Annotated in this window: 30 protein-coding genes; 7 read left to right on the top strand and 23 right to left on the bottom strand. The window is 73.2% G+C overall.

The features are described from left to right. Positions 1–83 precede the first annotated feature (83 nt). From ACI1MP_RS27715 to hisI, 12 genes are all read right to left on the bottom strand, one after another. A complete protein-coding gene (locus tag ACI1MP_RS27715) occupies positions 84–956 on the bottom strand; it encodes a DsbA family protein (RefSeq protein WP_380340000.1) in 873 nt (290 codons plus the stop codon). A 48-nt stretch (positions 957–1004) separates the two neighbouring features. Continuing rightward, positions 1005–1517: a MauE/DoxX family redox-associated membrane protein gene (locus ACI1MP_RS27710; RefSeq protein ID WP_380340003.1), complete on the bottom strand. Its 513-nt coding sequence runs from the start codon at positions 1515–1517 to the stop codon at positions 1005–1007. Between the two features lie 129 nt (positions 1518–1646). After that, positions 1647–1817, bottom strand: coding sequence for a hypothetical protein (locus ACI1MP_RS27705; RefSeq protein ID WP_189271329.1), 171 nt, complete (start codon positions 1815–1817; stop codon positions 1647–1649). 173 nt (positions 1818–1990) lie between these two features. Beyond that, positions 1991–2800 (bottom strand): tryptophan synthase subunit alpha, encoded by an 810-nt coding sequence (gene trpA, locus ACI1MP_RS27700; RefSeq protein WP_380340006.1) that lies wholly within the window; start codon positions 2798–2800, stop codon positions 1991–1993. Positions 2801–2802: 2 nt separating this feature from the next. After that, a complete protein-coding gene (gene trpB / locus ACI1MP_RS27695; protein WP_100586977.1) occupies positions 2803–4035 on the bottom strand; it encodes a tryptophan synthase subunit beta in 1233 nt (410 codons plus the stop codon). Positions 4036–4090: 55 nt separating this feature from the next. Next, complete coding sequence (gene trpM, locus ACI1MP_RS27690) at positions 4091–4240, bottom strand: tryptophan biosynthesis modulator TrpM (protein ID WP_167349402.1); 150 nt, start codon at positions 4238–4240, stop codon at positions 4091–4093. Positions 4241–4249: 9 nt separating this feature from the next. Further along, the gene (gene trpC, locus ACI1MP_RS27685) at positions 4250–5062 is read right to left on the bottom strand and encodes an indole-3-glycerol phosphate synthase TrpC (protein ID WP_043913417.1); all 813 of its coding nucleotides are present in this window, start codon (positions 5060–5062) and stop codon (positions 4250–4252) included. 196 nt (positions 5063–5258) lie between these two features. Beyond that, positions 5259–5693, bottom strand: a complete 435-nt coding sequence (locus ACI1MP_RS27680) for a DUF2752 domain-containing protein (protein ID WP_380340011.1) — start codon at positions 5691–5693, stop codon at positions 5259–5261. Between the two features lie 91 nt (positions 5694–5784). Then, entirely contained in the window at positions 5785–6033 is a 249-nt protein-coding gene (locus ACI1MP_RS27675) for an HGxxPAAW family protein (protein WP_100586979.1), read from the bottom strand. 131 nt (positions 6034–6164) lie between these two features. Next, positions 6165–6713: a TIGR02234 family membrane protein gene (locus tag ACI1MP_RS27670; RefSeq protein WP_388000386.1), complete on the bottom strand. Its 549-nt coding sequence runs from the start codon at positions 6711–6713 to the stop codon at positions 6165–6167. 162 nt (positions 6714–6875) lie between these two features. Beyond that, positions 6876–8378, bottom strand: coding sequence for an anthranilate synthase component I (locus ACI1MP_RS27665; RefSeq protein ID WP_100586981.1), 1503 nt, complete (start codon positions 8376–8378; stop codon positions 6876–6878). 51 nt (positions 8379–8429) lie between these two features. Further along, positions 8430–8804 carry a phosphoribosyl-AMP cyclohydrolase gene (gene hisI, locus ACI1MP_RS27660; protein ID WP_100586982.1) on the bottom strand — a complete coding sequence of 125 codons (375 nt, stop codon included), beginning with the start codon at positions 8802–8804 and terminating at the stop codon, positions 8430–8432. Positions 8805–8912: 108 nt separating this feature from the next. Here hisI and ACI1MP_RS27655 point away from each other — a divergent pair, with 108 nt between their 5' ends. Further along, positions 8913–9611 carry a hypothetical protein gene (locus ACI1MP_RS27655; RefSeq protein ID WP_380340015.1) on the top strand — a complete coding sequence of 233 codons (699 nt, stop codon included), beginning with the start codon at positions 8913–8915 and terminating at the stop codon, positions 9609–9611. Between the two features lie 39 nt (positions 9612–9650). Here ACI1MP_RS27655 and ACI1MP_RS27650 read toward each other — a convergent pair whose 3' ends face one another. Together ACI1MP_RS27650 and ACI1MP_RS27645 are read right to left on the bottom strand one after the other, a co-directional pair. After that, positions 9651–11369 (bottom strand): WXG100 family type VII secretion target, encoded by a 1719-nt coding sequence (locus tag ACI1MP_RS27650; RefSeq protein ID WP_404869709.1) that lies wholly within the window; start codon positions 11367–11369, stop codon positions 9651–9653. Then, entirely contained in the window at positions 11369–11635 is a 267-nt protein-coding gene (locus ACI1MP_RS27645) for a hypothetical protein (RefSeq protein ID WP_043913429.1), read from the bottom strand. The genes ACI1MP_RS27650 and ACI1MP_RS27645 overlap by 1 nt, the downstream gene beginning before the upstream one ends. Before the next feature lie 193 nt (positions 11636–11828). Between ACI1MP_RS27645 and ACI1MP_RS27640 the strand changes: the two genes are divergently transcribed. From ACI1MP_RS27640 to ACI1MP_RS27630, 3 genes are all read left to right on the top strand, one after another. Then, complete coding sequence (locus ACI1MP_RS27640) at positions 11829–12299, top strand: septum formation family protein (protein ID WP_380340021.1); 471 nt, start codon at positions 11829–11831, stop codon at positions 12297–12299. Between the two features lie 21 nt (positions 12300–12320). Next, entirely contained in the window at positions 12321–12959 is a 639-nt protein-coding gene (locus ACI1MP_RS27635; RefSeq protein WP_380340024.1) for a TIGR03085 family metal-binding protein, read from the top strand. Between the two features lie 79 nt (positions 12960–13038). After that, positions 13039–13818 (top strand): VOC family protein, encoded by a 780-nt coding sequence (locus ACI1MP_RS27630; RefSeq protein WP_380340027.1) that lies wholly within the window; start codon positions 13039–13041, stop codon positions 13816–13818. Positions 13819–13845: 27 nt separating this feature from the next. Here ACI1MP_RS27630 and hisF read toward each other — a convergent pair whose 3' ends face one another. The 8 genes from hisF to hisD are packed head-to-tail and all read right to left on the bottom strand — an operon-like array spanning position 13846 to position 19597. Continuing rightward, on the bottom strand, positions 13846–14616 hold the full coding sequence (hisF, locus tag ACI1MP_RS27625; protein ID WP_100586989.1) for an imidazole glycerol phosphate synthase subunit HisF: 771 nt from the start codon (positions 14614–14616) through the stop codon (positions 13846–13848). Then, entirely contained in the window at positions 14613–15047 is a 435-nt protein-coding gene (locus ACI1MP_RS27620) for a Rid family hydrolase (protein ID WP_100586990.1), read from the bottom strand. The genes hisF and ACI1MP_RS27620 overlap by 4 nt, the downstream gene beginning before the upstream one ends. Beyond that, on the bottom strand, positions 15044–15772 hold the full coding sequence (gene priA / locus ACI1MP_RS27615; RefSeq protein WP_035861549.1) for a bifunctional 1-(5-phosphoribosyl)-5-((5-phosphoribosylamino)methylideneamino)imidazole-4-carboxamide isomerase/phosphoribosylanthranilate isomerase PriA: 729 nt from the start codon (positions 15770–15772) through the stop codon (positions 15044–15046). The genes ACI1MP_RS27620 and priA overlap by 4 nt, the downstream gene beginning before the upstream one ends. Positions 15773–15801: 29 nt before the next feature. Then, positions 15802–16437: an imidazole glycerol phosphate synthase subunit HisH gene (hisH, locus tag ACI1MP_RS27610; RefSeq protein WP_043913441.1), complete on the bottom strand. Its 636-nt coding sequence runs from the start codon at positions 16435–16437 to the stop codon at positions 15802–15804. A gap of 12 nt (positions 16438–16449) precedes the next feature. After that, a complete protein-coding gene (locus tag ACI1MP_RS27605; protein ID WP_043913442.1) occupies positions 16450–16593 on the bottom strand; it encodes a hypothetical protein in 144 nt (47 codons plus the stop codon). Next, positions 16593–17186 carry an imidazoleglycerol-phosphate dehydratase HisB gene (hisB, locus tag ACI1MP_RS27600; protein ID WP_100586992.1) on the bottom strand — a complete coding sequence of 198 codons (594 nt, stop codon included), beginning with the start codon at positions 17184–17186 and terminating at the stop codon, positions 16593–16595. Before hisB ends, ACI1MP_RS27605 begins: the two co-directional genes overlap by 1 nt. Before the next feature lie 6 nt (positions 17187–17192). Then, the gene (locus ACI1MP_RS27595) at positions 17193–18293 is read right to left on the bottom strand and encodes a histidinol-phosphate transaminase (protein ID WP_404869708.1); all 1101 of its coding nucleotides are present in this window, start codon (positions 18291–18293) and stop codon (positions 17193–17195) included. Continuing rightward, the gene (hisD, locus tag ACI1MP_RS27590; protein ID WP_404869707.1) at positions 18290–19597 is read right to left on the bottom strand and encodes a histidinol dehydrogenase; all 1308 of its coding nucleotides are present in this window, start codon (positions 19595–19597) and stop codon (positions 18290–18292) included. The genes ACI1MP_RS27595 and hisD overlap by 4 nt, the downstream gene beginning before the upstream one ends. Positions 19598–19691: 94 nt before the next feature. Here hisD and ACI1MP_RS27585 point away from each other — a divergent pair, with 94 nt between their 5' ends. From ACI1MP_RS27585 to ybaK, 3 genes are all read left to right on the top strand, one after another. Further along, positions 19692–21347 carry an oxidoreductase gene (locus ACI1MP_RS27585; RefSeq protein ID WP_380340038.1) on the top strand — a complete coding sequence of 552 codons (1656 nt, stop codon included), beginning with the start codon at positions 19692–19694 and terminating at the stop codon, positions 21345–21347. Between the two features lie 61 nt (positions 21348–21408). Beyond that, positions 21409–22137 (top strand): LON peptidase substrate-binding domain-containing protein, encoded by a 729-nt coding sequence (locus ACI1MP_RS27580; protein ID WP_380340041.1) that lies wholly within the window; start codon positions 21409–21411, stop codon positions 22135–22137. A 13-nt stretch (positions 22138–22150) separates the two neighbouring features. After that, positions 22151–22678 carry a Cys-tRNA(Pro) deacylase gene (gene ybaK / locus ACI1MP_RS27575; protein ID WP_404869706.1) on the top strand — a complete coding sequence of 176 codons (528 nt, stop codon included), beginning with the start codon at positions 22151–22153 and terminating at the stop codon, positions 22676–22678. Positions 22679–22780: 102 nt separating this feature from the next. Here the strand turns inward: ybaK and ACI1MP_RS27570 are convergent, their stop codons facing one another. Continuing rightward, on the bottom strand, positions 22781–23407 hold the full coding sequence (locus ACI1MP_RS27570) for a DUF2567 domain-containing protein (RefSeq protein ID WP_380340047.1): 627 nt from the start codon (positions 23405–23407) through the stop codon (positions 22781–22783). Positions 23408–23452 lie beyond the last annotated feature (45 nt).

The raw sequence follows: 23452 nt of genomic DNA, 5'->3' as shown, positions 1-23452 counted from the left end.
TCGACGCTACCGTGTCCCGCCCCTCGCACCGGCACCGGAGCGGGTCACGGAAGCATCAAACCTCCCGGTCGGTCGTCCGGCGGTCAGGGCGTGGGCGAGGTGTTGGGCTCGGCGGCGGTCGAGGTGGGCGCCGGGCTCTGCCCGTGCGGGCCGGGGGTGCCCAGCTGCTTGCCCTGGTTGGCCTCGTCCACCCACTTCACCAGGTTGTCGGTGCTGATCTGCTCGTCGCCCTTCTTCGGGTAGATCGGCTGGCCGTTGAGCAGCACCGTCGGCGTGGACTTGAAGCCGGACTTGTCGAAGTCCTGCTGGACCGCGGAGACCCAGCCGCCGAACTTGTTGGTGTCGACGCAGGACCGGAACTCCGCGTTGTCCAGCCCCGGCACCTGCTTGCCCAGGTCGATCAGGGTCTGCTTGGTGCCGAAGGTGTCCTCGGTCTCCCCGGGCTGGTTGCGGTACAGCACGTCGTGGTAGTCCCGGAAGTGCCCGGCGTTCTGCGCGCAGCCCAGCGCGTTGGCGCCGTACTTGGAGCCGTTGCCGCCCAGCGAGCGGTCGATGAACGAGACGATGTGGTAGTTGACGAAGACCTTGCCGGCGTCCTCCAGCTGGTCGATGGTCGGCGAGAAGGTGCGCTCGAAGGCGCCGCAGGCCGGGCAGCGCGGGTCCTCGTACACGGTGAGGGTGGACGGGGCGTTGGCGGCGCCGACCGGGATGATCAGGTTCTTGTCGCCGATGGTGCCCGCCGGGGCGGCGGTCGGGGTCTCCGGCTTGGAGCGCTGGTTCTGCACCACCACGCCGACCACCACGGCGGCGGCGATCACGGCGACCACCGCGCCGCCGACCACCAGCTTCTTCTTCCGCTTCGCCCGGGCCTCCTGCTCCGCCCGTTCCTCCAGCATCCGCTCACGGGCGCTGCGCTTGCCTTCTTGGTTCTTGTCGCTCATGAGGTGCTCTGCCATGGGTCCAGGGGTCGGTTCTCTTCGAGGGGTGGAGCGGGGACGGGGTGCTCAGGCGGCCAGCCAGGCGTCCACCGAGAGCTTGGTGCGGGGGCGGAAGATCAGCCACGCGGACAGCAGCAGGAAGCCGGTGTCGCGGAGGATCTCCTGGACGTACTTGGTCTGCGACTCGCTCACCGCGCCGCCGCCGCCGAAGCAGCCGCAGTCGATCGAGATGCCGCGCGCCCAGACGGAGGAGATGCCGGCGATGAACAGCAGCAGCAGCGCCGCGGAGATCACCGCGACCACCCGGGTGCCGAGGCCCAGCACCAGCAGCACCGCCAGGGCCAGCTCCAGGAACGGCAGCCCCCAGCCGACCGGCTTCACCAGCGACTCGGGCAGGATCTCGTAGGCCCGGACGGCCTGCGCCGCCTCCGCCGGGTCGGCGACCTTCGCCAGACCGGCCCAGCCCCACACCACGGCCAGGCCCAGCCGCGCCGCCAGCCCGAACCACTCCGCCGCCGGACCGTCCACCACCCGGCGAAACCCGCTCACCCGGTCGTGTTCGGCCTGCTGACTGGCCATCAGTTCCCCCTCGGGCACGCTCCGCCGTTTCCTGCCTGATGAACCGTAGGGGATGGCGGGTGGTTCCTCCACATTCGCGAGTTACGCCGGACGAGTGAGGTTATGCGGACATACGTCCGGTTCGGCAGATCATCGTCCCGGCTCTCCGCACCCCGCCTCCGACTGCTGGCACACCACCGCCCGCTCCGCGCCCCGGCGGGCCAACTCCCGTTCCACGCCGCCGCTTCCGGCCAGCGCCGCGACCAGCGCCAGACCGGCCGCCAGCGCCCGCAGCAGGACCGCCCTCTGCACCCGCGCCATCCGCCCGCCCTTCCGCCGACCCACCGTCAGCCGGTTCAACGGCCGGAGCCCCGACAAGATCACCGAGCGGCCCGGACAGTTCACCCGATCAGGTGGCGGCCCCAGAACGCCGAAGAGCCGCCCGGGGAGCGGCTGTTGCTCCCCGGACGGCTCCGGGCCCTCGGCTTCGGGCGCTACTTGCGGCGCACACCCGTCGCCAGGTCCGCGGCCAGCGCCCGGACGGCGGCCGTGCCGGCCGCCGGATCGGCCGCGTCCAGCAGGCGCTTCACGAACGCGGAGCCGACGATCACGCCGTCCGCGAAGGCGGCGACCTCGGCGGCCTGGTCGGCGTTGGAGACGCCCAGGCCGACGCAGACCGGCAGCGCCGTGGTGGCGCGGGTCCGGGCCACCAGGTCCTCGGCCAGGTTGCCGACCGCGGAGCGGGTGCCGGTGACACCCATCACGGCGGCGGCGTAGACGAAGCCGGAGCCGGCCGCGGTGACCTCGGCCAGGCGGGCGTCCTTGGAGGACGGGGCGACCACGAACACGGTGTCCAGGCCGTGCTCCCCGGCGGCCTTGCGCCACTCCACCGACTCCTCGACCGGCAGGTCGGGCAGGATGCAGCCCGCTCCCCCGGCCGCGGCCAGGTCGGCGGCGAACCGGGCGACGCCGTAGCGGTCCACCGGGTTCCAGTACGTCATCACCAGCACCGGCACGGCCGGGTGGGCGGCGGCGACCTCGGCGACGGTGCGCAGCACGTCCTTGATCTTCACGCCGCCGCGCAGCGCGATGTCGTCGGCGGTCTGGATGACCGCGCCGTCCAGCACCGGGTCGGAGTGCGGCAGGCCGACCTCGACGACGTCGCAGCCGCCCTCGATCAGCGCGTTGATCGCGGCGATGCCGCCGTCGACGGTCGGGAAGCCGGCCGGCAGGTAGCCGATCAGGGCGGCCCGGCCCTCGGCCTTGGCGGCGGCGAGGGCGGTGGTGAGCTTGGTGTCGGCCATGGTCAGTTGGTCCCCTCGGCGTCGTCGTAGAGGCCGAAGTACTCGGCGGCGGTGTGCATGTCCTTGTCGCCACGGCCGGACAGCGAGACCAGGATGGTCGCCTCCGGGCCGAGCTCGCGGCCGAGTTCGAGCGCGCCGGCCAGGGCGTGCGCGGACTCGATGGCCGGGATGATGCCCTCGGTGCGGGACAGCAGCCGCAGCGCCTCCATCGCGGCGCGGTCGGTGACCGGGCGGTACTCGGCCCGGCCGGTGTCCTTCAGCCAGGCGTGCTCGGGGCCGACGCCCGGGTAGTCCAGGCCGGCCGAGATCGAGTGCGACTCGATGGTCTGGCCGTCCTCGTCCTGCAGCACGTAGGTGCGCGAGCCGTGCAGCACGCCCGGGTCGCCCTTGGTCAGGGTGGCGGCGTGCTTCGGGGTGTCGGCGCCGTCGCCGGCCGCCTCGCAGCCGATCAAACGCACGCCCGCGTCCGGGATGAACTCGTGGAAGATGCCCATCGCGTTGGAGCCGCCGCCGACGCAGGCGACCACCGCGTCGGGCAGCCGCCCGGTGCGGTCGAGCACCTGCTGCCGGGCCTCGATGCCGATGACCCGGTGGAAGTCGCGCACCATCATCGGGAACGGGTGCGGGCCGGCGACGGTGCCGAACAGGTAGTGGGTGGAGTCGACGTTGGCGACCCAGTCGCGGAACGCCTCGTTGATGGCGTCCTTCAGGGTGCGGCTGCCGGACTTCACCGGGATCACCTCGGCGCCCAGCATCCGCATCCGGGCGACGTTCAGGGCCTGCCGCTGGGTGTCGACCTCGCCCATGTAGATGGTGCAGTCGAAGCCGAACAGCGCGCAGGCGGTGGCGGTGGCCACGCCGTGCTGGCCGGCGCCGGTCTCGGCGATGATCCGGGTCTTGCCCATCCGGCGGGTCAGCAGCGCCTGGCCCAGCACGTTGTTGATCTTGTGCGAGCCGGTGTGGTTCAGGTCCTCGCGCTTGAGCAGGACCCGCGCCCCGCCGGCCTCGGCGGAGAACCGGTGGACGTCGGTCAGCGGGCTGGGCCGGCCGGTGTAGTCCTTCAGCAGGGCGTCGAGTTCGGCGGCGAACGCCGGGTCGGCCTTGGCCTTCTCGTACTCCTCCGCGACCTGCTCGACGGCGGCGACCAGCGCCTCCGGGATGAAGCGGCCGCCGTAGGCGCCGAAGTAACCGCGGCTGTCCGGGACCTGGGTACCCGGAAGGTTGAGCTCGGACATGACTCGTCCTCGAAGTGGAAGTGACGGCGTGAAAAGTGGAACGGGCGGCGAAGGGTCAGCCGCGGGTTCCGCGCCATCGACGTCCGGGGACCTGCCCGGGCTCGCAGCCGATCACGTAGCGCACCCGCCGCCCCAGCACCCGGCGTGCGGGCGCGCGGCAGCCGCGCGGGCGGCAGCCGGGGGCGAGACGGGTTGCGATCGACATGGCGGTGGGTCAGCCCCGCCCGTTGTTGCGCAGCGCCGGGTGGGCGCCGGCGGCGACCAGGTCGGCGACCGCGGTGCGCGGGTCGCGGCCGGTCACCAGGGACTCGCCGACCAGCACCGCGTCGGCGCCCTGGTTGGCGTAGGTGATCAGGTCGTGCGGGCCGCGCACCCCGGACTCGGCGACCTTGACGATGTGCGCCGGGATGGCGTCCACCACGTTGCCGAAGGTGTTCCGGTCGACCTGGAGGGTCTTCAGGTTGCGGGCGTTGACGCCGATGATCTTCGCGCCGGCGTCCACCGCGCGGGCGATCTCCTCCTCGTCGTGCACCTCGACCAGCGGGGTCAGCCCGATCGACTCGGCCCGCTCGATCAGCGAGACCAGTGCCGGCTGCTCCAGCGCGGCGACGATCAGCAGCGCCAGGTCCGCGCCGTGCGCGCGGGCCTCCCACAGCTGGTAGGCGGTGACGATGAAGTCCTTGCGCAGGATCGGGGTCTCGACCGCGGCGCGCACCGCGTCCAGGTCGGCCAGCGAGCCGCCGAAGCGGCGCTGCTCGGTGAGCACGCTGATCGCGGCGGCCCCGCCGGCCGCGTAGTCGACCGCCAGCGCGGCCGGGTCGGCGATCGCCGCGAGTGCGCCCTTGGACGGGCTGGAGCGCTTGACCTCGCAGATCACCCGGACGCCGTCGCCGCGCAGCGCGGCCACGCCGTCCTTCGCCTCGGGCGCCTTCGCGGCGAGCTCCTTGAGCTCGTCCAGGGAGGTCCGGGCCTGTCGCTCGGCGAGGTCCTGCCGGACCCCGTCGATGATCTCGTCGAGCACAGTCACGCGTGCGCCCCCATCATGTTTCGCTGGTGTGGCCGGGGACACAGGTGCACGGCCCCGGCCTTTCGATGGTATCGGGCCCGGGGGGCGCACTCCGCATCCGTCCGGCGCGCGTCTCGATCGGCGGACCGCCGGGCGCGCGTTCAGGGCCCGTCCCGAGGCCTGTTCCGGACCGCCGGGGGCGCGAGTCGATGGGGTTCTAGACCGCCGGGGGCGCGAGTCCGGCGCCGATCGGCAGGTTGCGCACCACCGCGAACAGCGCCAGGACCAGCATCAGCAGCACCGCCTGCCGGCCGGTCAGTCGGAAGCCGGCGGGGCGGCCGCGCACCGCCCGCACCGTCCAGCGCACCCACAGCACCAGGGCGGTCAGCGCCAGCAGCGTCACCAGCAGGTTGTCGTGGCCGGCGGTCAGCAGGTCGCCCCTGGTCAGCGCGTGCACGCAGCGCAGGCCGCCGCAGCCGGGGCACCACCAGCCGGTCGCCTGCAGCACCGGGCACACCGGGTAGTGGCCGGGCGTGTTCGGGTCGACCGCGGCGACGAACGCGGTGGGCATCGCCACCGAGACCAGCGCGGCCAGCGGGCGGACCAGGCGGCGCGGGGCCGAGCCGGCGACGGGGGCGGGGGGAGCGTTCACGGGCACGATTGTGCCCGGGCCGGTACGGAAAACTCCCCGGAAAACGCCGAACGGCGGGCGCGCGGCCCGCCGTTCGTACCGTGTCCCGCGGTCAGGCCGCGGTGACCGCGCTGCGCTCCTCGGCGGACGCCGGCGCGTAGTTCTTGCTGGGCTGCTTGCCCATGCCCGCCATCGACATCGCCTTGCCGACGACACCGCCGATCAGGACCACGGCGAGGCCCGCAATGGTCAGCACGACGTTCGGCATGATCATGGCCACGCCGGCCACGCAGAAACCGACGAAGGAAATGACCACGCCGGTCCACGCGGCGGGAGTGTGGCCGTGCGCTGCTGAAGCCATCTTGATGCTGCTCCTTGTTATCCGGGGCCCCGGTCGGGCGATCCTGGGCGGCGCTCGACGGGTTGACACCCCCATTGTGCCGGGCCGAACACGGCGTCCCCAAGCGGGGGCCGCAGTGGTGCCGAGCACACTCAGCCGGTGGGGTCCTCGCCGCGGTCCAGGGCCTTCCACAGGTCAGCGGGGCTGTCCCCGGCCGGGCGGGGCGCCCGCCGGGCGGTCGGCGCCTCGTAACGGGAGCCCATGGCGGGCCAGTTCCGGCCGAAGCGGACCGTCACGGCGCCGGCCAGGAGCAGCAGCAGCCCGCCCGCCAGCGCCACCCACGGCCAGCCGGTGCGGGTGATCCCCTCGGCGTGCGCGCTGGTCAGTCCGAGCTGCGCGGCGGCCAGGTCGTGCAGGCCCGCGGTGTCGGTGCGGCCGATGACCGCCCCGGCGACCGCGCCGACGCCCGCCAGCACCGTCAGCAGGCCGACCAGCATCCGGGCCCGGCCGCGCACCGCGAACACCGCGACGGCGGCGGCCATCGCCACCAGCGCCATGCCGGTCGGCAGGCCGGTCAGCTTGCTGCCCGAGGCGGCGATCTCGATCCGGCCGCCGGCCGTGCCGGGCGCCACCCCCTCCGCCCAGGTGCGGCCGACGGCGGTCAGCACCAGCGTGGCGCCGAGCGCGGTCAGCAGCAGCATCAGCGCGAGGGTGCCTCGGGACTTGGGGGCAGCGGGGGTCTCACTCACCCGTCCAGTGTCCCCGACCGCACGCCGCAGCTCGCCACCGCCCCTCACCACCGCCCGGCCACCACCAACTGACACAGCCCGCGACCGCACGCCGGCGCCCCGCCGCGGGTTCGGTCAGCGCAGGGTGTTGGCGGCGGCGACCGCCCGCAACACCGCGGTGGCCTTGTTGCGGCACTCGGTGTCCTCGGCGTGCGGGTCGGAGTCGGCGACCACGCCCGCCCCGGCCTGGACGTACGCGGTGCCGCCGCGGATCACCGCGGTGCGGATCGCGATCGCGGTGTCCGAGTCGCCGGCGAAGTCCAGGTAGCCGACGCAGCCGCCGTACAGGCCGCGGCGGGTCGGCTCCAGCTCCTCGATGATCTGCATGGCGCGGGGCTTGGGCGCGCCGGACAGCGTGCCGGCCGGGAAGCAGGCGGTGAGCACGTCGAGCGCGCTGCGGTCCTCGGCGACCTTGCCGGTGACGGTCGAGACGATGTGCATGACGTGGCTGTAGCGCTCGATCGTCATGAACTCCACCACCTCGACCGAGCCCGGCGCGCAGACCCGGCCCAGGTCGTTGCGGCCCAGGTCGACCAGCATCAGGTGCTCGGCCCGCTCCTTCGGGTCGGCGAGCAGCTCGGCGGCCAGCTCGGCGTCCTCCAGCGCGGTGGCGCCGCGGTGCCGGGTGCCGGCGATCGGGTGCACCATCGCCTCGCCCTCGGCGACCTTGACCAGCGCCTCCGGGCTGGAGCCGACCACGTCGAAACCGCCCTCCGCGCCGCCGTCCGGGCCGGGGAAGCGGAACAGGTACATGTACGGGCTGGGGTTGGTGGTCCGCAGCACCCGGTAGACGTCCAGCGCGGACGCCTCGCACGGGGACTCGAAGCGCTGCGAGGGCACCACCTGGAACGCCTCGCCGGCCCGGATCCGCTCCTTCACCACCTCCACCGCCTTGCGGTAGGGCTCGCCGCCGAACGGCGAGTGCGCCGCCACCTCGGTCGGCGTCCAGGTGGCGAGGCCCGGGTCGACGGGGCGGCGCAGGTCGGCCTCCATCGCGTCCAGCCGGGCCACCGCGTCGGCGTACGCCTCGTCCACGCCGGTGGCCAGGTCGTTGTGGTTGACGGCGTTGGCGATCAGCAGCACGGTGCCGTCGGCGTGGTCGAGCACCGCCAGGTCGGTGGCCAGCAGCAGGGTCAGCTCGGGGAGTTGCAGGTCGTCCGGGGTGAGGTCGGGCAGGTTCTCCAGGCGGCGGACCACGTCGTAGCCGAGGTAGCCGACCAGGCCGCCGGTGAGCGGCGGCAGGCCGTCGTCGGGGCGCCGGGGGGTGTGCAGGGCGGCCAGCGTGGCGCGCAGCACCTCCAGCGGGTCGCCGGTGGTCGGGATGCCGACCGGGGGCTCGCCCAGCCAGCGCGCGCCGCCGTCCTGACCGACCGTCAGGACGGCGCCGGAGCGCACCCCGACGAACGAGTACCGCGCCCAGCTGCCCTGCTCGGCGGACTCCAGCAGGAAGGTGCCGGGCCGTTCGGCCGCCAGGCTGCGGTACACGCCGATCGGGGTGAGGCCGTCCGCGAGGAGCCGGCGGGTGACGGGAATGACCCGGGTGTCTGCGGCGAGCGTGCGGAAAGCCTCAAGTTCCATGGGGCACCGATCGGATGAGAGGGGCAGGTGGGCGGTCGAAGCAGGGACAGGCTAGCGGGACAGCGGCAGCACGTCGGCGTCGAAGCAGGTCCGGTCGCCGGTGTGGCAGGCCGCGCCGACCTGGTCGACCTTGACCAGCAGGGTGTCGCCGTCGCAGTCCAGTGCGACGTGCTTGACGTGCTGGAAGTGGCCCGAGGTGTCGCCCTTCACCCAGTACTCGTTGCGGCTGCGGCTCCAGTACGTGCAGCGGCCGGTGGTCAGGGTGCGGTGCAGCGCCTCGTCGTCCATCCAGCCGAGCATCAGCACCTCACCGGTGTCGTACTGCTGGGCGACGGCGGGCAGCAGGCCGTCCGCGGTGCGCTTGAGGCGGGCGGCGATCGCCGGGTCCAGGGCGGTGCTGCCGGGGGCGGCGGGGTTGGTCGACATTCCCCCATTCTCGCAGGGCGCCCGGGTCGGCCCGGGCGGGTGGCCCGACCCGGTAGTTTGAGCCCCGACAAAAAGCAGAGCTGCTGTGCATGTTGGGGGATTTGCCAGGTGAGCCAGTACCAGTCGCAACCACTGCCCGCCGCCGCGTTCGGTGACTACCGGCTCCAGCGGACGGCGGGCGAGCACCTCCACCCCGGCGAGCCGATGATCGGCGCCTGGGCGATGAAACTGGACCGTCTGGCGCCGCTCTGGTGGGACCGGGACACCGTCCGCGCGGCGAGCTACGCCCCGCTGGCCTGGATCCACAACTTCTTCGCCGCGCTCTGGCGCGGATTCTGGACGTACTTCCTGCCGCGCTGGTTCGTCGAGATCTTCGTGCCGAACCTGCACCTGCGCCGCCCGTACGGCCTGTCGCTGACCCGGCGCGCGTACCGCGCGCTGCGCCGGCCGCTGCACGGCGGCTCGCTGAGCGGCGGCGACGGCTCGACGGCACGGCAGTTCTGGCGGGCCGTGCGCACCACGCCCGGCGAGAAGCTGCGCGCCGACCACGACTGGTTCACGGTGCTGCTGACGGACCGCCGGCTGCTGGTCCTCAGCCGCTGGACCAGCCTGCAGCACAACCAGCACTACCGGGCCGTCCCGCTGTACGAACTGCCCTTCGGCAGCTGGTGGCTGCGCCCGGACACTCCGAACGACGTCTGGGCCGCCCGCCAGGACCTGCTGTTCGCGGACGGCTCCTGGATCGCCCTGGACTTCCAGGACTCGGACGAGCGGGAGGCGTTCCGCGCGGCGACGGCGGGGCGCTGACCGTACCGGTCGGCCCCGCCGCCACCCCGGCGGGGCCGGTCAGCCGAAGGCGGTCGCGATCCGCGACTCGTCCACCCGGTACGGCGCCGGGTCGTGCGCGAGGCCGGCGTCGTGCAGGAGCTCCTGCTTGACCGCCTCTTTGTTGACGTCGCTTGTCAGGCCCTCCTTGGCGACCGCCCAGGAGGACTGCCCGGCCGCCTTCAGGCTGCCCTTGAGCGTGCCGTCGCCGCGCTGCGCCGGGTCGCCGTCCTCGATCCCCAGCCCCTCCCGGAGCTTGCCCTCCGCCCACTCGCTCGCCTTGGCGTCGAGCTTCTGGGCGGCCTGGGCGATCTTCCCCTCGCCCTGTTCCAGCTCGCGGAGGCCGTTGAACGCCGTCTTCACGTCCTTGACCTTGGTCAGTGCCTTGCTGATGCCCTCCAGGTTGCGGACGGCCTTCACGGCGCTGCCCAGCTCCTTGAGCGCCTTCAGCAGCTCCTCCAGCTTGCGCGCCAGCTCGGTGGAGACCTTGGCGACCTTCGCCACGAAGCGGGCGATCTGCGCCTCGGTGATCAGCGCGTCCGCGATCAGGCCGACGCCCATGGTGACCACCGCGATCACCGCCTCGGCGGCCAGCGACTCGATCAGCGACTCGATCGCCTCGCTGATGATCTCGATGATCATGCCCTCGGCCATCGCGCACTCCTGCGCGGCCGAGTTGATGATTTGGGCGGTCTGCTCCATGCCCTTCGCGGTCTGGTCGAGCGCGTCCGCGACCTCGCCCATGTGGCCGCCGAACGCGTCGCTGGCGCTGCCCGCCCACCCCTGGGAGAGCGGCACCGCGCCGCCGCGCAGCTCGGACGCCACCGACTGGACGGCGTGCGCCTGCGCCTGCCACTCCTCGGCGGCGGCGTTCAGCTCGGCCAGGTTGCCGGTGACCTTCTCCAGCATCCCCAGCAGGCCGGACTGCTCCAGCGCCCACTCGACCGCCTCGTCGAGCATCCCGCCCAGACCGCCCCGGTCGGGGTGCTGCGCCGGGTCGAGGTTCGCCATCGCCTGCTCGACCCGGGCGTGCGCCCAGGCGTAGGCGTCGCTGGGGCCGTCCAGGGACAGGCCGGGCGGCAGCGAGCCCCGGCCGATCATGATCCGGCCGGTGCCGGTGTCGCCCCAGCCGCCGCCCGCCGCCTCGGCGCCGACCTGACCGGCGACCCGGCCGAGCATGCCGCCGGGACCCGCGACGTCCCCGCCGCCCTCACCGGCGCCGTCCAGCTCGGTCGACGGCGCGGCGCCGCCGCCCGGCTCGGGGTTCTCCGGGTCCTTCGGGCCGAACAGCTTGTCGGCCGCCCAGTCACCGGCGCGCTGGCTCACGCTGTCGATGACGGTGCCGGCGCTGTCCTTGAGCTTGCCCTTGAACCAGTTCTCCCGCGGGTCGATCGGGCCGACGCCGTCCGCGCCGTCCCCGCCGTCGTCGGTCGGGTGCTGCGGCGGCTGCTGGCCGTTGTGGGGCGGCTGCTGCTGGCCGTTGTGCGGGGGCTGCTGCGGCTGTGCCGGGACGTGCGGCTGCGGCTGCTGTGCCGGGACGTGCGGCTGTTGCTGGTGCGGCACGTGCGGCTGCGACGGCGGGCCGGACTGTCCGCCGTGGTTGCCGGTGCTGCCGGTCTGGCCGCCGTGGTTGCCGGTGCTGCCGGTCTGGCCGCCGTGGTTGCCGGTGCTGCCGCCGTGGCTGCTCGAACCGCCCGTGGAGGTCCGGCCTCCGCCGCCCCCGCTGCGCCCGCCCCGCATTACTGGCCACCGCCCATCACGCGCACCACGTACTGCTCGTGGTCCTGGTAGTTCTGCGAGACGCCCGCCAGCCCCTCGGAGGTGCCGCTGACGGCGCTGCCGAGGGCGCCGATGTTCTCCCGGTTCGCGCTCGCGTGCTCCTGGTACGCCGACGCCAGGTGCTGGGCGTTCGGCAGGTGTCCGAAAGCATCGGACGAGATGGTGATCGCGGCGGTGGCCGACGCGATCCTGCTCAGCTGTTCGGACTGTTCCACGAGCAGTGACACATATCGGTCAAGTGCTCCCTGTTCCACCCGAAACCCGCTGTCCCCCATGGCAGTTGCCCTCTCTCGGCGACCTATGCAACAAGCCGGTCATCCTACTGATCCGTGGGCAAAGGCTTCGCAAACAGATGTCCGAAAAGGACTGACGCGGCCACCTGCGGACCAGCACAATGGCGGGGGGAAACAGGGGGTTGGCATGAGCGGGCGTCAGAAGACCGTCCTGACCGCGGTGGTGGCGGTCGTTCTCGCGGCGGTGGCCGCCGTACTGCTGTGGCCCGACCCGCACCCCCCGGTCGCCGCCCCGCCGCCCGCGCACAGCCCGTCCCCGGCACCTTCACCGAGTCCGTCCAAGGAGATTCCGTACCCGTACTTCACCCCGGGGACGTGCTTCCAGGTGCCGCGACTGAGCAACGTGCAGCAGCCCACGGCCGTTCCCTGCGACCAGCCGCACGACGCCGAGTCGATCGCCAACGCGGACCTGCCGGACGGGCTGGCCGACCTGCCGGCGATCTTCCGCAGCATGACCGAGCTGTGCAAGGAGCCGACCAGGCAGGCCCTGGCGCGCACCACCGGCGGCCCGCGGCACGGCACTTCGGTCGGCCTGCCGGTGGAGTTCTACCAGCAGGGCATGCGCGGCATCACCTGTGCCCTGACCTTCAAGGCCTGACCGCTGCGTAGGCTGTGCGGCATGTCGAGCCTTGCGCGGGCCGAGCGTGCCCGTCTTTCCGGATTGTTGTCGGCGGCCGGCCCGGACCGGCCGACCTTGTGTGCGGGGTGGCTGACCAGGGACCTGGTGGCGCACCTCGTGGTGCGGGAGGGCCGGCCGGACGCGGCCGCCGGGATCAGGATCCGGCCGCTCGCCGGGTGGACCCGGCGGGTGCAGGACCGCACCGCCCAGCGCCCGTACGACCGGCTGGTGAAGTCCTTCCGCTCGGGCCCGCCCGCGCTGTCGCCGTTCAACCTGCCCGGCGTGGACGAGGCGGCGAACCTGCTGGAGTACTTCGTGCACGCGGAGGACGTCCGCCGGGCGGTCCCGTTCGAGCCGGAGCCGGTGGCGCCCGAGCTGGCGGAGACGCTGTGGCGGCGGGTGCCGATGGCGGCCCGGTTCGGCGAGACCCGCCCGCCGGTGTCACTGCGGCTGGTGCGCCCGGACGGCCGGGAGGTGACGGTCCGTCGGCACGACCGGCCGGTGGTGACGGTGACCGGCGAGCCCGGCGAGCTGGTGCTGTTCCTGTTCGGACGCGGCGCGAAGGCCGCGGTGACGGTGCAGGGCGAGCCGGCGGCGGTCGCCGAGCTGGCCGAGGTGCTGCCGCTGCCCGAGGACTGACGGCGCGTCGGCCCGCCCCGCCGGGCCGAAGCTGCCAGCCTGGCGGTGGCCCGCCCACCCCGTCCTCCTTGGAGCGCCCATGGTCAGCACCGATTTCCGGACCGGATCGCCGAACTGGATCGACCTCGGCAGCCCCGACCTCGCCGAGTCCGAGCTGTTCTACGGCGCGGTGTTCGGCTGGACCTTCGAGTCGGGCGGCCCGGCGGCCGGCGGCTACGGCTTCTTCCGCAACGAGGGCCGCACGGTCGCCGCGGCCGGTCCGCTGACCGAGGCGGAGGCGCTGCCCGCCTGGACGGTGTACTTCCACACCGAGGACGCGGACGGCACCGCGGCGGCCGTCACCCGGGCCGGCGGCACGGTGCGGGTGCCGCCGTCGGACGTGCCGGCGGAGGGCCGGTTCGCGCAGTTCACCGACCCGACGGGCGGCAACTTCGCGGTCTGGCAGCCCGGGCGGACGCGCGGCCTGGAGGCGGTCGGGGAGACCGGGGCGATGTGCTGGGCGGAGCTGCACACCTCCGACGCCGCCGAAGCGCTGCGCTTCTACCGGGCGCTGTTCGGCTGGCGGACCCGGGACAGCGGCGTGCCGGGTGTGGACTACACGGTGCTGTCGACCGCCGAGGGCGAGGACCCGTTCAAGGACTCGTTCGGCGGCGTGGCCGGGGTGCACCCGCGGGTGAACGTCGGCTGGCTGACGCACTTCGCGGTGGCGGACGCGCTGCTGACCACCGATCAGGTGCGCACGTCCGGCGGGAGCGTCGTGGTGCCGCCGGAGCAGGTGCCGACGGTGGGGCGGATCGCGGTGCTGGCCGACCCGTTCGGCGCGCAGTTCGCGATCCTGGAGCCGGAGCCCCGTCGGTAGCCGTTCACCGACGGGGCGTCACCGCGCTCAGCGGACGGGGTGCCCGGTGGTCCGCAGTTCGTCCTTGACCTGGCCGATCGTCAGGTCGCCGAAGTGGAAGACGCTGGCGGCGAGCACCGCGTCGGCGCCGGCGTCGACGGCGGGCGCGAAGTCGGCGAGCTTGCCGGCGCCGCCGGAGGCGATGACGGGCAGCGAGACGGCCTTGCGGACGGCGCCGATCATCTCCAGGTCGTAGCCGTCCTTGGTGCCGTCGGCGTCCATCGAGTTCAGCAGGATCTCGCCGGCGCCCAGTTCGGCGGCCCGCACCGCCCACTCGACGGCGTCCAGGCCGGTGCCCCGGCGGCCGCCGTGGGTGGTGACCTCGAAGCCGGAGGCGGTCTGGGTGCCCTCGGAGCAGCGCCGGGCGTCCACCGACAGCACCAGCACCTGGCGGCCGAAGCGCTGCGCGATCTCGCGGATCAGCTCGGGGCGGGCGATCGCCGCGGTGTTGACGCCGACCTTGTCCGCGCCGGCCCGCAGCAGCTTGTCGACGTCCTCGACGGTGCGCACGCCGCCGCCGACGGTGAGCGGGATGAACACCTGCTCGGCGGTGCGGCGGACCACGTCGTAGGTGGTCTCCCGGGAGCCGGACGAGGCGGTGATGTCGAGGAAGGTCAACTCGTCGGCGCCCTGGGCGTCGTAGAGCTTGGCGAGTTCGACCGGGTCGCCGGCGTCGCGCAGGTTCTGGAAGTTGACGCCCTTGACGACGCGTCCGGCGTCCACGTCCAGACAGGGGATGACGCGTACTGCGAGTGTCACGGCTGCTTGCCTTCCAGAGTGCGGGCCAGGCCGGGGCGGTGGGCCTCCACCTCGACCTCGACCATCATGCGGGAGTCGGTCAGGCCCTCGACCACCACGATCGTGGTGACGGGGCGGACCTTGTCGAACAGTTCCTTGTGGGCGCGGCCGGCCTCGTCGCGGTCCCGGAGGTGGTTGAGGTACATCCGGGTGCGGACCACGTCGGCGGCGGTGAGTCCGTAGGGGTCGAGCGCGTCGAAGGCCGCCTTGAAGGCGGCGATCGTCTGCTCGTACGGGCCGCCCTCGACCGGGGCGACCCCGTCCTCGAAGGCGGTGCAGCCCGCGACCAGGACGAAGTCCCCGGCCGCCACTGCCCGGGAGTATCCGTACGCGTCCTCCCGGAGGGACGTCTCGGAGTGCTGAGGGGCGGCGGCCGGGGTTTCGTCGGTCATCGGGACACAGCCTCCAGGGCCTCTTCGAGGGTGAACTTCTGCTCGTAGAGGGCCTTGCCGACGATCGAGCCCTCGACGCCCTCCGGCACCAGGGTGGCGATCGCGCGCAGGTCGTCCAGCGACGACACGCCGCCGGAGGCGACCACGGGTCGGTCGGTGGCGGCGCAGACGTCGCGCAGCAGCTGCAGGTTGGGGCCGGTCAGGGTGCCGTCGCGGTTGACGTCGGTCACCACGTAGCGGGCGCAGCCCTCGGAGTCCAGGCGGGCCAGGACGTCGAACAGCTGGCCGCCGTCGCGGGTCCAGCCGCGGCCGCGCAGGGTGGTGCCGACCACGTCCAGGCCGACGGCGATCTTGTCGCCGTGCTCGGCGATCACCTTGGCGACCCACTCGGGGCTCTCCAGGGCGGCGGTGCCGAGGTTGACCCGGGTGCAGCCGGTGGCGAGCGCGGCGGCCAGCGACTCGTCGTCGCGGATGCCGCCGGACAGCTCGACCTTGATGTCGAGTCGGCCGGTGACCTCGCGGAGCAGGTCGCGGTTGCTGCCGGTGCCGAACGCGGCGTCCAGGTCGACCAGGTGCAGCCACTCGGCGCCGGCGTTCTGCCAGGCCAGGGCGGCGGCCAGCGGCTCGCCGAAGGAGGTCTCGGTGCCGGAGGCGCCCTTGACCAGGCGGACGGCCTGGCCGTCCCGGACGTCGACGGCGGGCAGCAGTTCGAGGCGGTTCGTCATGTTCCGTTGGTCTCCCAAGTCGGAGGGCGTCAGAGGGTGTCGACCCAGTTGGTCAGCAGGGCGGCGCCGGCGTCGCCGGACTTCTCGGGGTGGAACTGGGTGGCCCACAGCGGGCCGTTCTCCACCGCGGCGACGAACGGCTGCCCGTGGGTGGTCCAGGCCACCTTGGGGGCGCGGATCTTCTCCGAGTGGGTCTCCAGCAGCCAGTGCCGCACGCCGTAGGAGTGCACGAAGTAGAACCGGGTGTCGGCGTCCATCCCGGCGAACATCCGGGTGCCCTCGGGGGCGTCCACGGTGTTCCAGCCCATGTGCGGGACGACCGGCGCCTCCAGCGGCTCGACCACGCCGGGCCACTCGTCGCAGCCCTCGGTCTCGACGCCGTGCTCGACGCCCCGCTCGAACAGGATCTGCATGCCGACGCAGATCCCCAGCACCGGGCGGCCGCCGGCCAGCCGGCGGCCGATGATCTGCTCGCCGCGCACCGCCTTCAGGCCGCGCATGCACGCCTCGAAGGCGCCGACGCCGGGCACCAGCAGCCCGTCGGCGTTCATCGCCTCCTGGAAGTTCGAGGTGACGGTGACGTTGGCGCCGGTCCGCTCGACGGCGCGCTGGGCGGAGCGCAGGTTGCCGGAGCCGTAGTCCAGCACCACCACGTTCTTGCTCATGTCGCGGTACTCCTAGTAGCGCAGGATGCCGCCGGCCAGGCACATGGCCGACGCGAAGGCGAGGACGAGGATCACGCTCTTCGGCTTGTCCTGCTTCCAGAACGAGTAGACGCCGGTGGCGAAGAAGATCCCGAGGAAGATCATGACCGTCGCCATCAGAGGGCGCCCTTCGTGGACGGGAGGATGCCCTCGGCGCGCGGGTCGCGCTCGGAGGCGTAGCGCAGCGCCCGGGCCAGCGCCTTGAACTGGCACTCCACGATGTGGTGCGCGTTGCGGCCGTACGGGACGTGCACGTGCAGGGCGACCTGCGCCTGTGCGACGAAGGACTCCAGGATGTGCCGGGTCATCGTGGTGTCGTACGCGCCGATCATCGGGGCCATGCCCTCGGGCTCGGTGTGCACCAGGTACGGGCGGCCCGACAGGTCGACCGTGACCTGTGCCAGCGACTCGTCCAGCGGGACGGTGCAGTTGCCGAACCGGTAGATGCCGACCTTGTCGCCGAGCGCCTGCTTGAAGGCGGCGCCGAGGGCGAGGGCGGTGTCCTCGATGGTGTGGTGGGTGTCGATGTGGAGGTCGCCCTCGGTCTTCACCGTGAGGTCGAAGAGGCCGTGGCGGCCGAGCTGGTCGAGCATGTGGTCGAAGAAACCGACGCCCGTGGAGACGTCCGTCCTGCCGGTTCCGTCGAGGTCGATCTCGACCAGGACGGAGGTCTCCTTGGTGGTGCGTTCGACGCGGCCGATACGGGGCATGCGGGGTTACAGCTCCTTGATCACGGAGGACACGGCGCTCAGGAAGGCGTCGTTCTCGGCGGGGGTGCCGGCGGTGACGCGCAGCCAGCCGGGCACGCCGTTGTCGCGGACCAGCACGCCCTGGTCGAGGATCGCCTGCCACACCGCGTGGGTGTCGGCGAAGCGGCCGAACTGGATGAAGTTGGCGTCGGAGTCGGTCACTTCGACGCCCAGCTCGCGCAGCGCGACCACCAAGCGGTCGCGCTCGGACTTCAGCTGCTCGACGTAGCCGAGCAGCGTGCCGGTGTGCTCCAGGCAGGCCAGCGCGGTGGCCTGGGTGACCGCCGACAGGTGGTACGGCAGCCGGACCAGCTGCACCGCGTCCACCACGGCCGGGTCGGCCGCCAGGTAGCCGAGCCGCAGCCCGGCCGCGCCGAACGCCTTCGACATGGTGCGCGAGACCACCAGGTTCGGGCGGCCCGCCAGCAGCGGCAGCAGCGAGGCGCGGTGCGAGAACTCGACGTACGCCTCGTCCACCACCACCATGCTCGGCTTGGCGGCCTGCGCGGCCTCGTACAGCGCGAGCACCGTGTCGGCCTCGACCGCGGTACCGGTCGGATTGTTCGGCGAGCAGATGAACACCACGTCGGGGCGCAGCTCGGCGATCGTCGCCCGGGCCGCGTCCACGTCGATGGTGAAGTCCTCGTTGCGCGGGCCGGAGACCCACGCGGTGCCGGTGCCGCGGGCGATCAGCGCGTGCATCGAGTACGAGGGCTCGAAGCCGATCGCGGTGCGGCCGGGACCGCCGAAGGTCTGGAGCAGCTGCTGCAGCACCTCGTTGGAGCCGTTGGCGGCCCACACCTGGTCCTTCGTCACCGGGTGGCCGGTGGTGTCGGTCAGGTACGCCGCCAGGCCGGCCCGCAGCTCCACCGCGTCCCGGTCCGGGTAGCGGTTGAGCTGCCGGGCGGCGTCGGCGACCCGCTCGGCGATCCGGGCCACCAGCGGCTCGGGCAGCGGGTACGGGTTCTCGTTGGTGTTCAGCTGGACGGGCACGTCCAACTGCGGTGCGCCGTAAGGGGACTGGCCGCGCAGCTCGTCCCGGACGGGCAGGTCGTCGATCTTCGTCACGAGCTGGGGACACTCCACTCGAATCGGGCCTTCACGGCATCCCCGTGACCGGGCAGGTCCTCGGCCTCGGACAGGTTGACCACGTGCGCGGCGATGTCGGCCAGCGCCGCGCGGTCGTACTCGACCACCTGGACGCCGCGCAGGAAGGTCTGCACGGACAGGCCCGAGGAGTGGCAGGCGCAGCCGCCGGTCGGCAGCACGTGGTTGGAGCCGGCCGCGTAGTCGCCCAGCGAGACCGGGGTGAAGCGGCCGAGGAAGATCGCACCCGCGTTGCGCACCCGCTCGGAGACGGCGTGCGGGTCGGCGGTCTGGATCTCCAGGTGCTCGGCGGCGTACGCGTTGACCACGGCCAGGCCCTGGGCGAGGTCGTCGACCAGGATGATCCCGGACTGCGGGCCGCCCAGCGCCTCGGCCACCCGCTCGGAGTGCCGGGTGCGGGCGACCTGGGTCTTCAGCTCGGCCTCCACCGCGTCGGCCAGCTCCGCCGAGGCGGTGACCAGCACCGAGCCGGAGGTCGGGCCGTGCTCGGCCTGGCTGATCAGGTCGGCGGCGACCTCGGCGGCGACCGCGGTGTCGTCCGCGAGCACCATGATCTCGGTCGGGCCGGCCTCCGAGTCGATGCCGATCCGGCCGGCGAACAGCCGCTTGGCGGCCGCGACGTAGATGTTGCCGGGGCCGGTGACCAGGTTGACGGGCGCGCACTCCTCGGTGCCGAGCGCGAACATCGCCACCGCCTGGGCGCCGCCCACCGCGTACACCTCGTCCACGCCGAGCAGCGCGCACGCGGCCAGGATGGTCGGGTGCACCCGGCCGCCGAACGCCTTCTGCGGCGGCGAGGTGACGGCGATGCCGCGCACCCCGGCCTCCTGGGCGGGCACCACGTTCATCACAACGGAGGACGGGTAGACCGCCAGGCCGCCCGGCACGTACAGGCCGACCCGGTCCACCGGCACCCAGCGCTGGGTGACGGTGCCGCCCGGCACCACCTGGGTGGTGCGGCCGGTGCGTCGCTGGTCGGCGTGGACGGCGCGGGCCCGGCGGATCGACTCCTCCAGCGCGGCGCGCACCTTCGGGTCGAGCTGCTCCAGGGCCTCGGCGATCTGCTCGGCCGGGACGCGGGTGGACGTCAGCCGCACCCCGTCGAAACGCTCGGTGATCTCGATCAACGCCGCCACGCCACGATGGCGTACGTCCTCCGCGATCGGCCGCACCTTCTCAAGGGCGGCCTCCACGTCGAACTCGGCACGGGGCAGCACGTCGCGGGGGTCCTGGTCGGAGCCGCGGAGGTCGATTCGAGAGATCACAGGCCCAAGTGTAAGGAGTGGCGAAAACCGGCAGCCCGGCATTTCAGTCCGTGATACGAAGGGTGAGACGGCTACAAGATCATCGGGGGGCGCGGTGGACCAGGCACCGGACGACTGGACCGACACCGAACGCGGCCTGTGGGAGGCCTTCCGCCGCGGCGAGGTGTACGACCTGCGCGCCGGGCGTGTCGACGGCCCCGCCGACCTCGTCCTGCCCGCCCCCGCCGGCGCGGCCGTCCGCCCCGACCAGGAGAGCCACGGCCCGGACGACCCGTTCACGGCCGAGGAGTGGGGGCCCGGACGCACCGTCCGCGCCGAAGTGGTCGCCCGGCTGCTGCTGCACGGCCCCGAACCCGTCCCGGGCCGGGTCACCTCGCTCAAACTCACCGGCGCCCGGATCACCGGCGACCTCACCCTGGCCGGCGGCCGGATCGACTGCTACGTCGAGTTCCAGCTGTGCCGCTTCGACCGCAAACTGCTGATCTCCGAGGCCGCCGCCGGCACCCTGCGGCTGGTCTCCTGCGCCCTCCCCCGGCTGGAGGCCTCCCGGCTCGCCACCGAGGGCGACGTCCACCTCGCCCGCTGCGGCATACCCGGCGGCATCCGCCTCACCGACGCCCGGATCGGCACCGACCTGCTGCTCAACCAGACCACCATCGGCCCCGACGCGCACGGCCGCGCGGTGTCCGCCGACGGCATCGCGATCAACCAGGACTGCGAGGCGGAGCGCCTCGAACTGCTCGGCGAGCTCAGCCTGCGCTCGGCCCGGATCGGCGGCCGGCTCTCGCTGCGCGGCGCCGCCCTGCGCTCCGCCCCCGACAACCCGAACGCGTTCAACGCCCCACGGATCACCATCGGCCACACCCTGTACCTGTCCGGCTCCGACGACAGCACCTGGACCGGTTCGCGCACCGTCTACGGCTCCGGCTACGGCGAGTCCGGCGACCACCTCGAATACCGCGCTACCCGCCACACCCCGTTCCGCGCCTGGGGGCGGGTCCGGCTCTCCGACGCCCGCTTCGACAACGCCTGCCTGATCACCGCCGCCGAATTCCACCTCGGCCCCGGCCAGGAGCTCTCGCTCAACCGGATCCAGACCCCCGAACTCCGCTTCACCTGCGAAACCCCGCCCACCGGCACCGTCAGCCTCAACCGCGCCCGGATCGGCAACCTGGTCGACTCCCCCGGCGCCTGGCCCACCGACCGGCACATCTCGCTCACCGGCTTCAGCTACGAATCGCTCCGCCCCGCCGAACCGTTCCCGCTGGACCGCCGCATCGCCTGGGTCGAGTCCGGCGCCGAGTTCCGCCCCGAGGCCTACGAGCAACTGGCCGCGGCGCTGCGCCGCGACGGCGCCGACGAGGACGCCCGCACCGTCCTGCTCGCCAAGCAGCGCCGCCGCCGGGCCACCCTGCCGCTGCCCGGCCGGCTCTGGGGCCACCTGCAGGACGCCGCCGTCGGCTACGGCTACCGCCCCGGCCGGGCCGCCACCTGGCTGGTCCTCGCCTGGGCGCTCGGCACCGCCTACTTCCACGAGCACCCGCCCGCGCCGATCAAACCCGACGAACAGGTGGTGTGGAACTCGGCCCTGTACGCAGCCGGCAAGGTCCTCCCGCTGATCGACCTCGGCCAGGCCGGCTGGAACCCCGACCGCCCCGGCCAGTGGGTCGCCACCGCCCTGGTCCTGACCGGCTGGGTCCTCGCCACCACCGCCGTGGCCGGCGTCACCCGGCTCCTCCAGCGCAGCTGACGAACCGCCCGGCGGAAATCCCCTGCACGGCGGCGGGCCGACGGGAACTACGCTGTCCGCCGTGACTGAACGGCTCCCGCTCTTCCCGCTCAACACGGTCCTGTACCCAGGTCTGGTGCTGCCCCTGCACGTCTTCGAGGAGCGCTACCGCCACCTGGTCGCCGACCTGCAGAAGCTGCCCGAGGACGAACCGCGCCGCTTCGGCGTGGTCGCGATCCGGGACGGCCGGGAGACCGCGCCGGTCCGCGAAGTCGACGGCCCCGCAGGCCCGTTGGACGGCATCGGCGCCCCCGGCGAGGACCCGATGGACGCCCTCCACCCGGTCGGCTGCGTCGCCGACATCGCCTCCGTCCGCGACCAGCCCGAGGGCCGCTACGAACTCCTCGTCACCGGCACCACCCGGTTCCGGCTGCGCGCGATCGACGCCACCGGCCCCTACCTGGTCGGCGACGTCTCCGTCGTGCCCGAGCAGCCCGGCGAGGGCTCCGGCGCGCTCGCCGCCGGCGTCGAACGCGCCTTCCGCACCTACCAGAAGCGGCTGGCCGGTGCCCGCGAGGCCACCCTCAACGGCGAACCCGACCTCCCGGACGACCCGCAGGTGCTCTCCTACCTGGTCGCCGCCGCGACCACCCTGCCGGTGGCCGTCAAGCAGGAACTCCTCGCCTGCCCCGACACCGCGCAGCGCCTCACCCGCGAGCTCGAACTGCTCCGCCGGGAGAGCGCGGTGATCGCCAAGCTCCCGTCCCTGCCCGCCGCCGACCTCACCCGCCAGGCGTTCAGCCCGAACTGAGGACTCCCCCGCCATGCCGAAGAAGAAGACCGCCGGCGGCACCCCCGCCACCGTCGCCCTCGACGCCGCCGCGGTCCCGTTCACCGTCCACGAGTACGCCCACGACCCCGCCGCGAGCTCCTACGGGGCCGAGGCCGCCGAGGCGATGGGCGTCCCGCCGGGCCGCGTCTTCAAGACCCTCCTCGCCGAGACCGACGGCACCCTCGCCGTCGCCGTCGTCCCGGTCTCCGGCCAACTCGACCTCAAGGCCCTCGCCACCGCGCTCGGCGCGAAGCGCGCCACCATGGCCGACCCCGCCACCGCCGAACGCACCACCGGCTACGTCCTCGGCGGCATCTCCCCCCTCGGCCAGCGCAAGAAGCTCCGCACCGTCATCGACACCACGGCCCTGGCCCACCCCACGGTCTATGTCTCCGCCGGCAAGCGCGGCATGGAAGTGGAGCTCGCCCCGGCGGACCTGGTCCGTCTGACGAACGCGGTCACGTGGGCGATCGGGAGAAGCCAGGGGCGCGGGGAACTGCGCGAAGGGGAACGCACCTGACCGCAAGATCGCGATGCCGGACAACGACCTGCACGTGATCGCGACCTTGCGGACCGGCTTTGCGCTTGTCGCGCAGTTCCCCCCGCCCCTGGTTCGCGCCGGCTACTGCGGAGGCATCGCCCAGTACGGCGGCCGGTCCGGCTCGCGCTTGCCGAATGTCGCCGAGAGGGCGAGCAGCACGATGGTCGCCGTCATCGGCCACACCAGGAGCGCGCCGTGAGCGGTGAGCTCCAGGGGGCCGTCGAAGGTGCCGCCGTTGCCGACGGAGAGGGCGTGCGCGCGGAGGTCGGTGGTGGGCCCGAGGCGGGTGCCGAGTTGCCAGCCGATGACGGAGCCGAGCAGGCCGCCGGTGGTGAGGCCGACGGCGACGGCGATGCCGCCGCCGCGGGCGCGGGTCCACAGGAAGGCGCCGAGGGCGGTGACCACGCCGAGGACGAGGCCGAGCAGGGAGAAGACGCCGACGGCGGCGACCTGGGCTTCGCCTTCGGGGTCCCGGTAGAGGATCCGGTTGTCCTGGACCTCGAAGCCGATCCGGGGGGAGAGCCAGAGCCAGAGCAGGCCGAGGACGACGCCGAGGACCGTCCCGGCGACAGCGATGATCGCTCCGATCCGCAGTTCGGGGCCGACCGGCGGCCGCTCGACGGGGGCGGGCGACTGCGTCGGGTGGGGCGGGGCGAACGGGTCCGCCCCGGGCGGCGTGTCACCCGCAGGTGTGTTCGGTACGGTCACGCCCCCATCGTTTCATGGCCGCCCCCGCCGCTGTCGATCTCCCGG

The sequence above is a fragment of the Kitasatospora griseola genome (genome assembly GCF_044999035.1).
Lineage (GTDB): Bacteria > Actinomycetota > Actinomycetes > Streptomycetales > Streptomycetaceae > Kitasatospora > Kitasatospora griseola.
The sequence above is the reverse complement of the archived record's forward strand: the minus strand, read 5'-3'. Positions and strand labels throughout refer to the sequence as shown.

Bases quoted from the DNA above. Each gene is read 5' to 3' on its own strand.
- ACI1MP_RS27715 (WP_380340000.1), bottom strand. From the start codon at position 956: ATGGCAGAGCACCTCATGAGCGACAAGAACCAAGAAGGCAAGCGCAGC.
- ACI1MP_RS27710 (WP_380340003.1), bottom strand. From the start codon at position 1,517: ATGGCCAGTCAGCAGGCCGAACACGACCGGGTGAGCGGGTTTCGCCGG.
- ACI1MP_RS27705 (WP_189271329.1), bottom strand. From the start codon at position 1,817: ATGGCGCGGGTGCAGAGGGCGGTCCTGCTGCGGGCGCTGGCGGCCGGT.
- trpA (WP_380340006.1), bottom strand. From the start codon at position 2,800: ATGGCCGACACCAAGCTCACCACCGCCCTCGCCGCCGCCAAGGCCGAG.
- trpB (WP_100586977.1), bottom strand. From the start codon at position 4,035: ATGTCCGAGCTCAACCTTCCGGGTACCCAGGTCCCGGACAGCCGCGGT.
- trpM (WP_167349402.1), bottom strand. From the start codon at position 4,240: ATGTCGATCGCAACCCGTCTCGCCCCCGGCTGCCGCCCGCGCGGCTGC.
- ACI1MP_RS27675 (WP_100586979.1), bottom strand. From the start codon at position 6,033: ATGGCTTCAGCAGCGCACGGCCACACTCCCGCCGCGTGGACCGGCGTG.
- ACI1MP_RS27670 (WP_388000386.1), bottom strand. From the start codon at position 6,713: ATGCTGCTGCTGACCGCGCTCGGCGCCACGCTGGTGCTGACCGCCGTC.
- ACI1MP_RS27665 (WP_100586981.1), bottom strand. From the start codon at position 8,378: ATGGAACTTGAGGCTTTCCGCACGCTCGCCGCAGACACCCGGGTCATT.
- hisI (WP_100586982.1), bottom strand. From the start codon at position 8,804: ATGTCGACCAACCCCGCCGCCCCCGGCAGCACCGCCCTGGACCCGGCG.
- ACI1MP_RS27650 (WP_404869709.1), bottom strand. From the start codon at position 11,369: ATGCGGGGCGGGCGCAGCGGGGGCGGCGGAGGCCGGACCTCCACGGGC.
- ACI1MP_RS27640 (WP_380340021.1), top strand. From the start codon at position 11,829: ATGAGCGGGCGTCAGAAGACCGTCCTGACCGCGGTGGTGGCGGTCGTT.
- ACI1MP_RS27635 (WP_380340024.1), top strand. From the start codon at position 12,321: ATGTCGAGCCTTGCGCGGGCCGAGCGTGCCCGTCTTTCCGGATTGTTG.
- ACI1MP_RS27630 (WP_380340027.1), top strand. From the start codon at position 13,039: ATGGTCAGCACCGATTTCCGGACCGGATCGCCGAACTGGATCGACCTC.
- ACI1MP_RS27620 (WP_100586990.1), bottom strand. From the start codon at position 15,047: ATGACCGACGAAACCCCGGCCGCCGCCCCTCAGCACTCCGAGACGTCC.
- priA (WP_035861549.1), bottom strand. From the start codon at position 15,772: ATGACGAACCGCCTCGAACTGCTGCCCGCCGTCGACGTCCGGGACGGC.
- hisH (WP_043913441.1), bottom strand. From the start codon at position 16,437: ATGAGCAAGAACGTGGTGGTGCTGGACTACGGCTCCGGCAACCTGCGC.
- ACI1MP_RS27605 (WP_043913442.1), bottom strand. From the start codon at position 16,593: ATGGCGACGGTCATGATCTTCCTCGGGATCTTCTTCGCCACCGGCGTC.
- hisB (WP_100586992.1), bottom strand. From the start codon at position 17,186: ATGCCCCGTATCGGCCGCGTCGAACGCACCACCAAGGAGACCTCCGTC.
- ybaK (WP_404869706.1), top strand. From the start codon at position 22,151: ATGCCGAAGAAGAAGACCGCCGGCGGCACCCCCGCCACCGTCGCCCTC.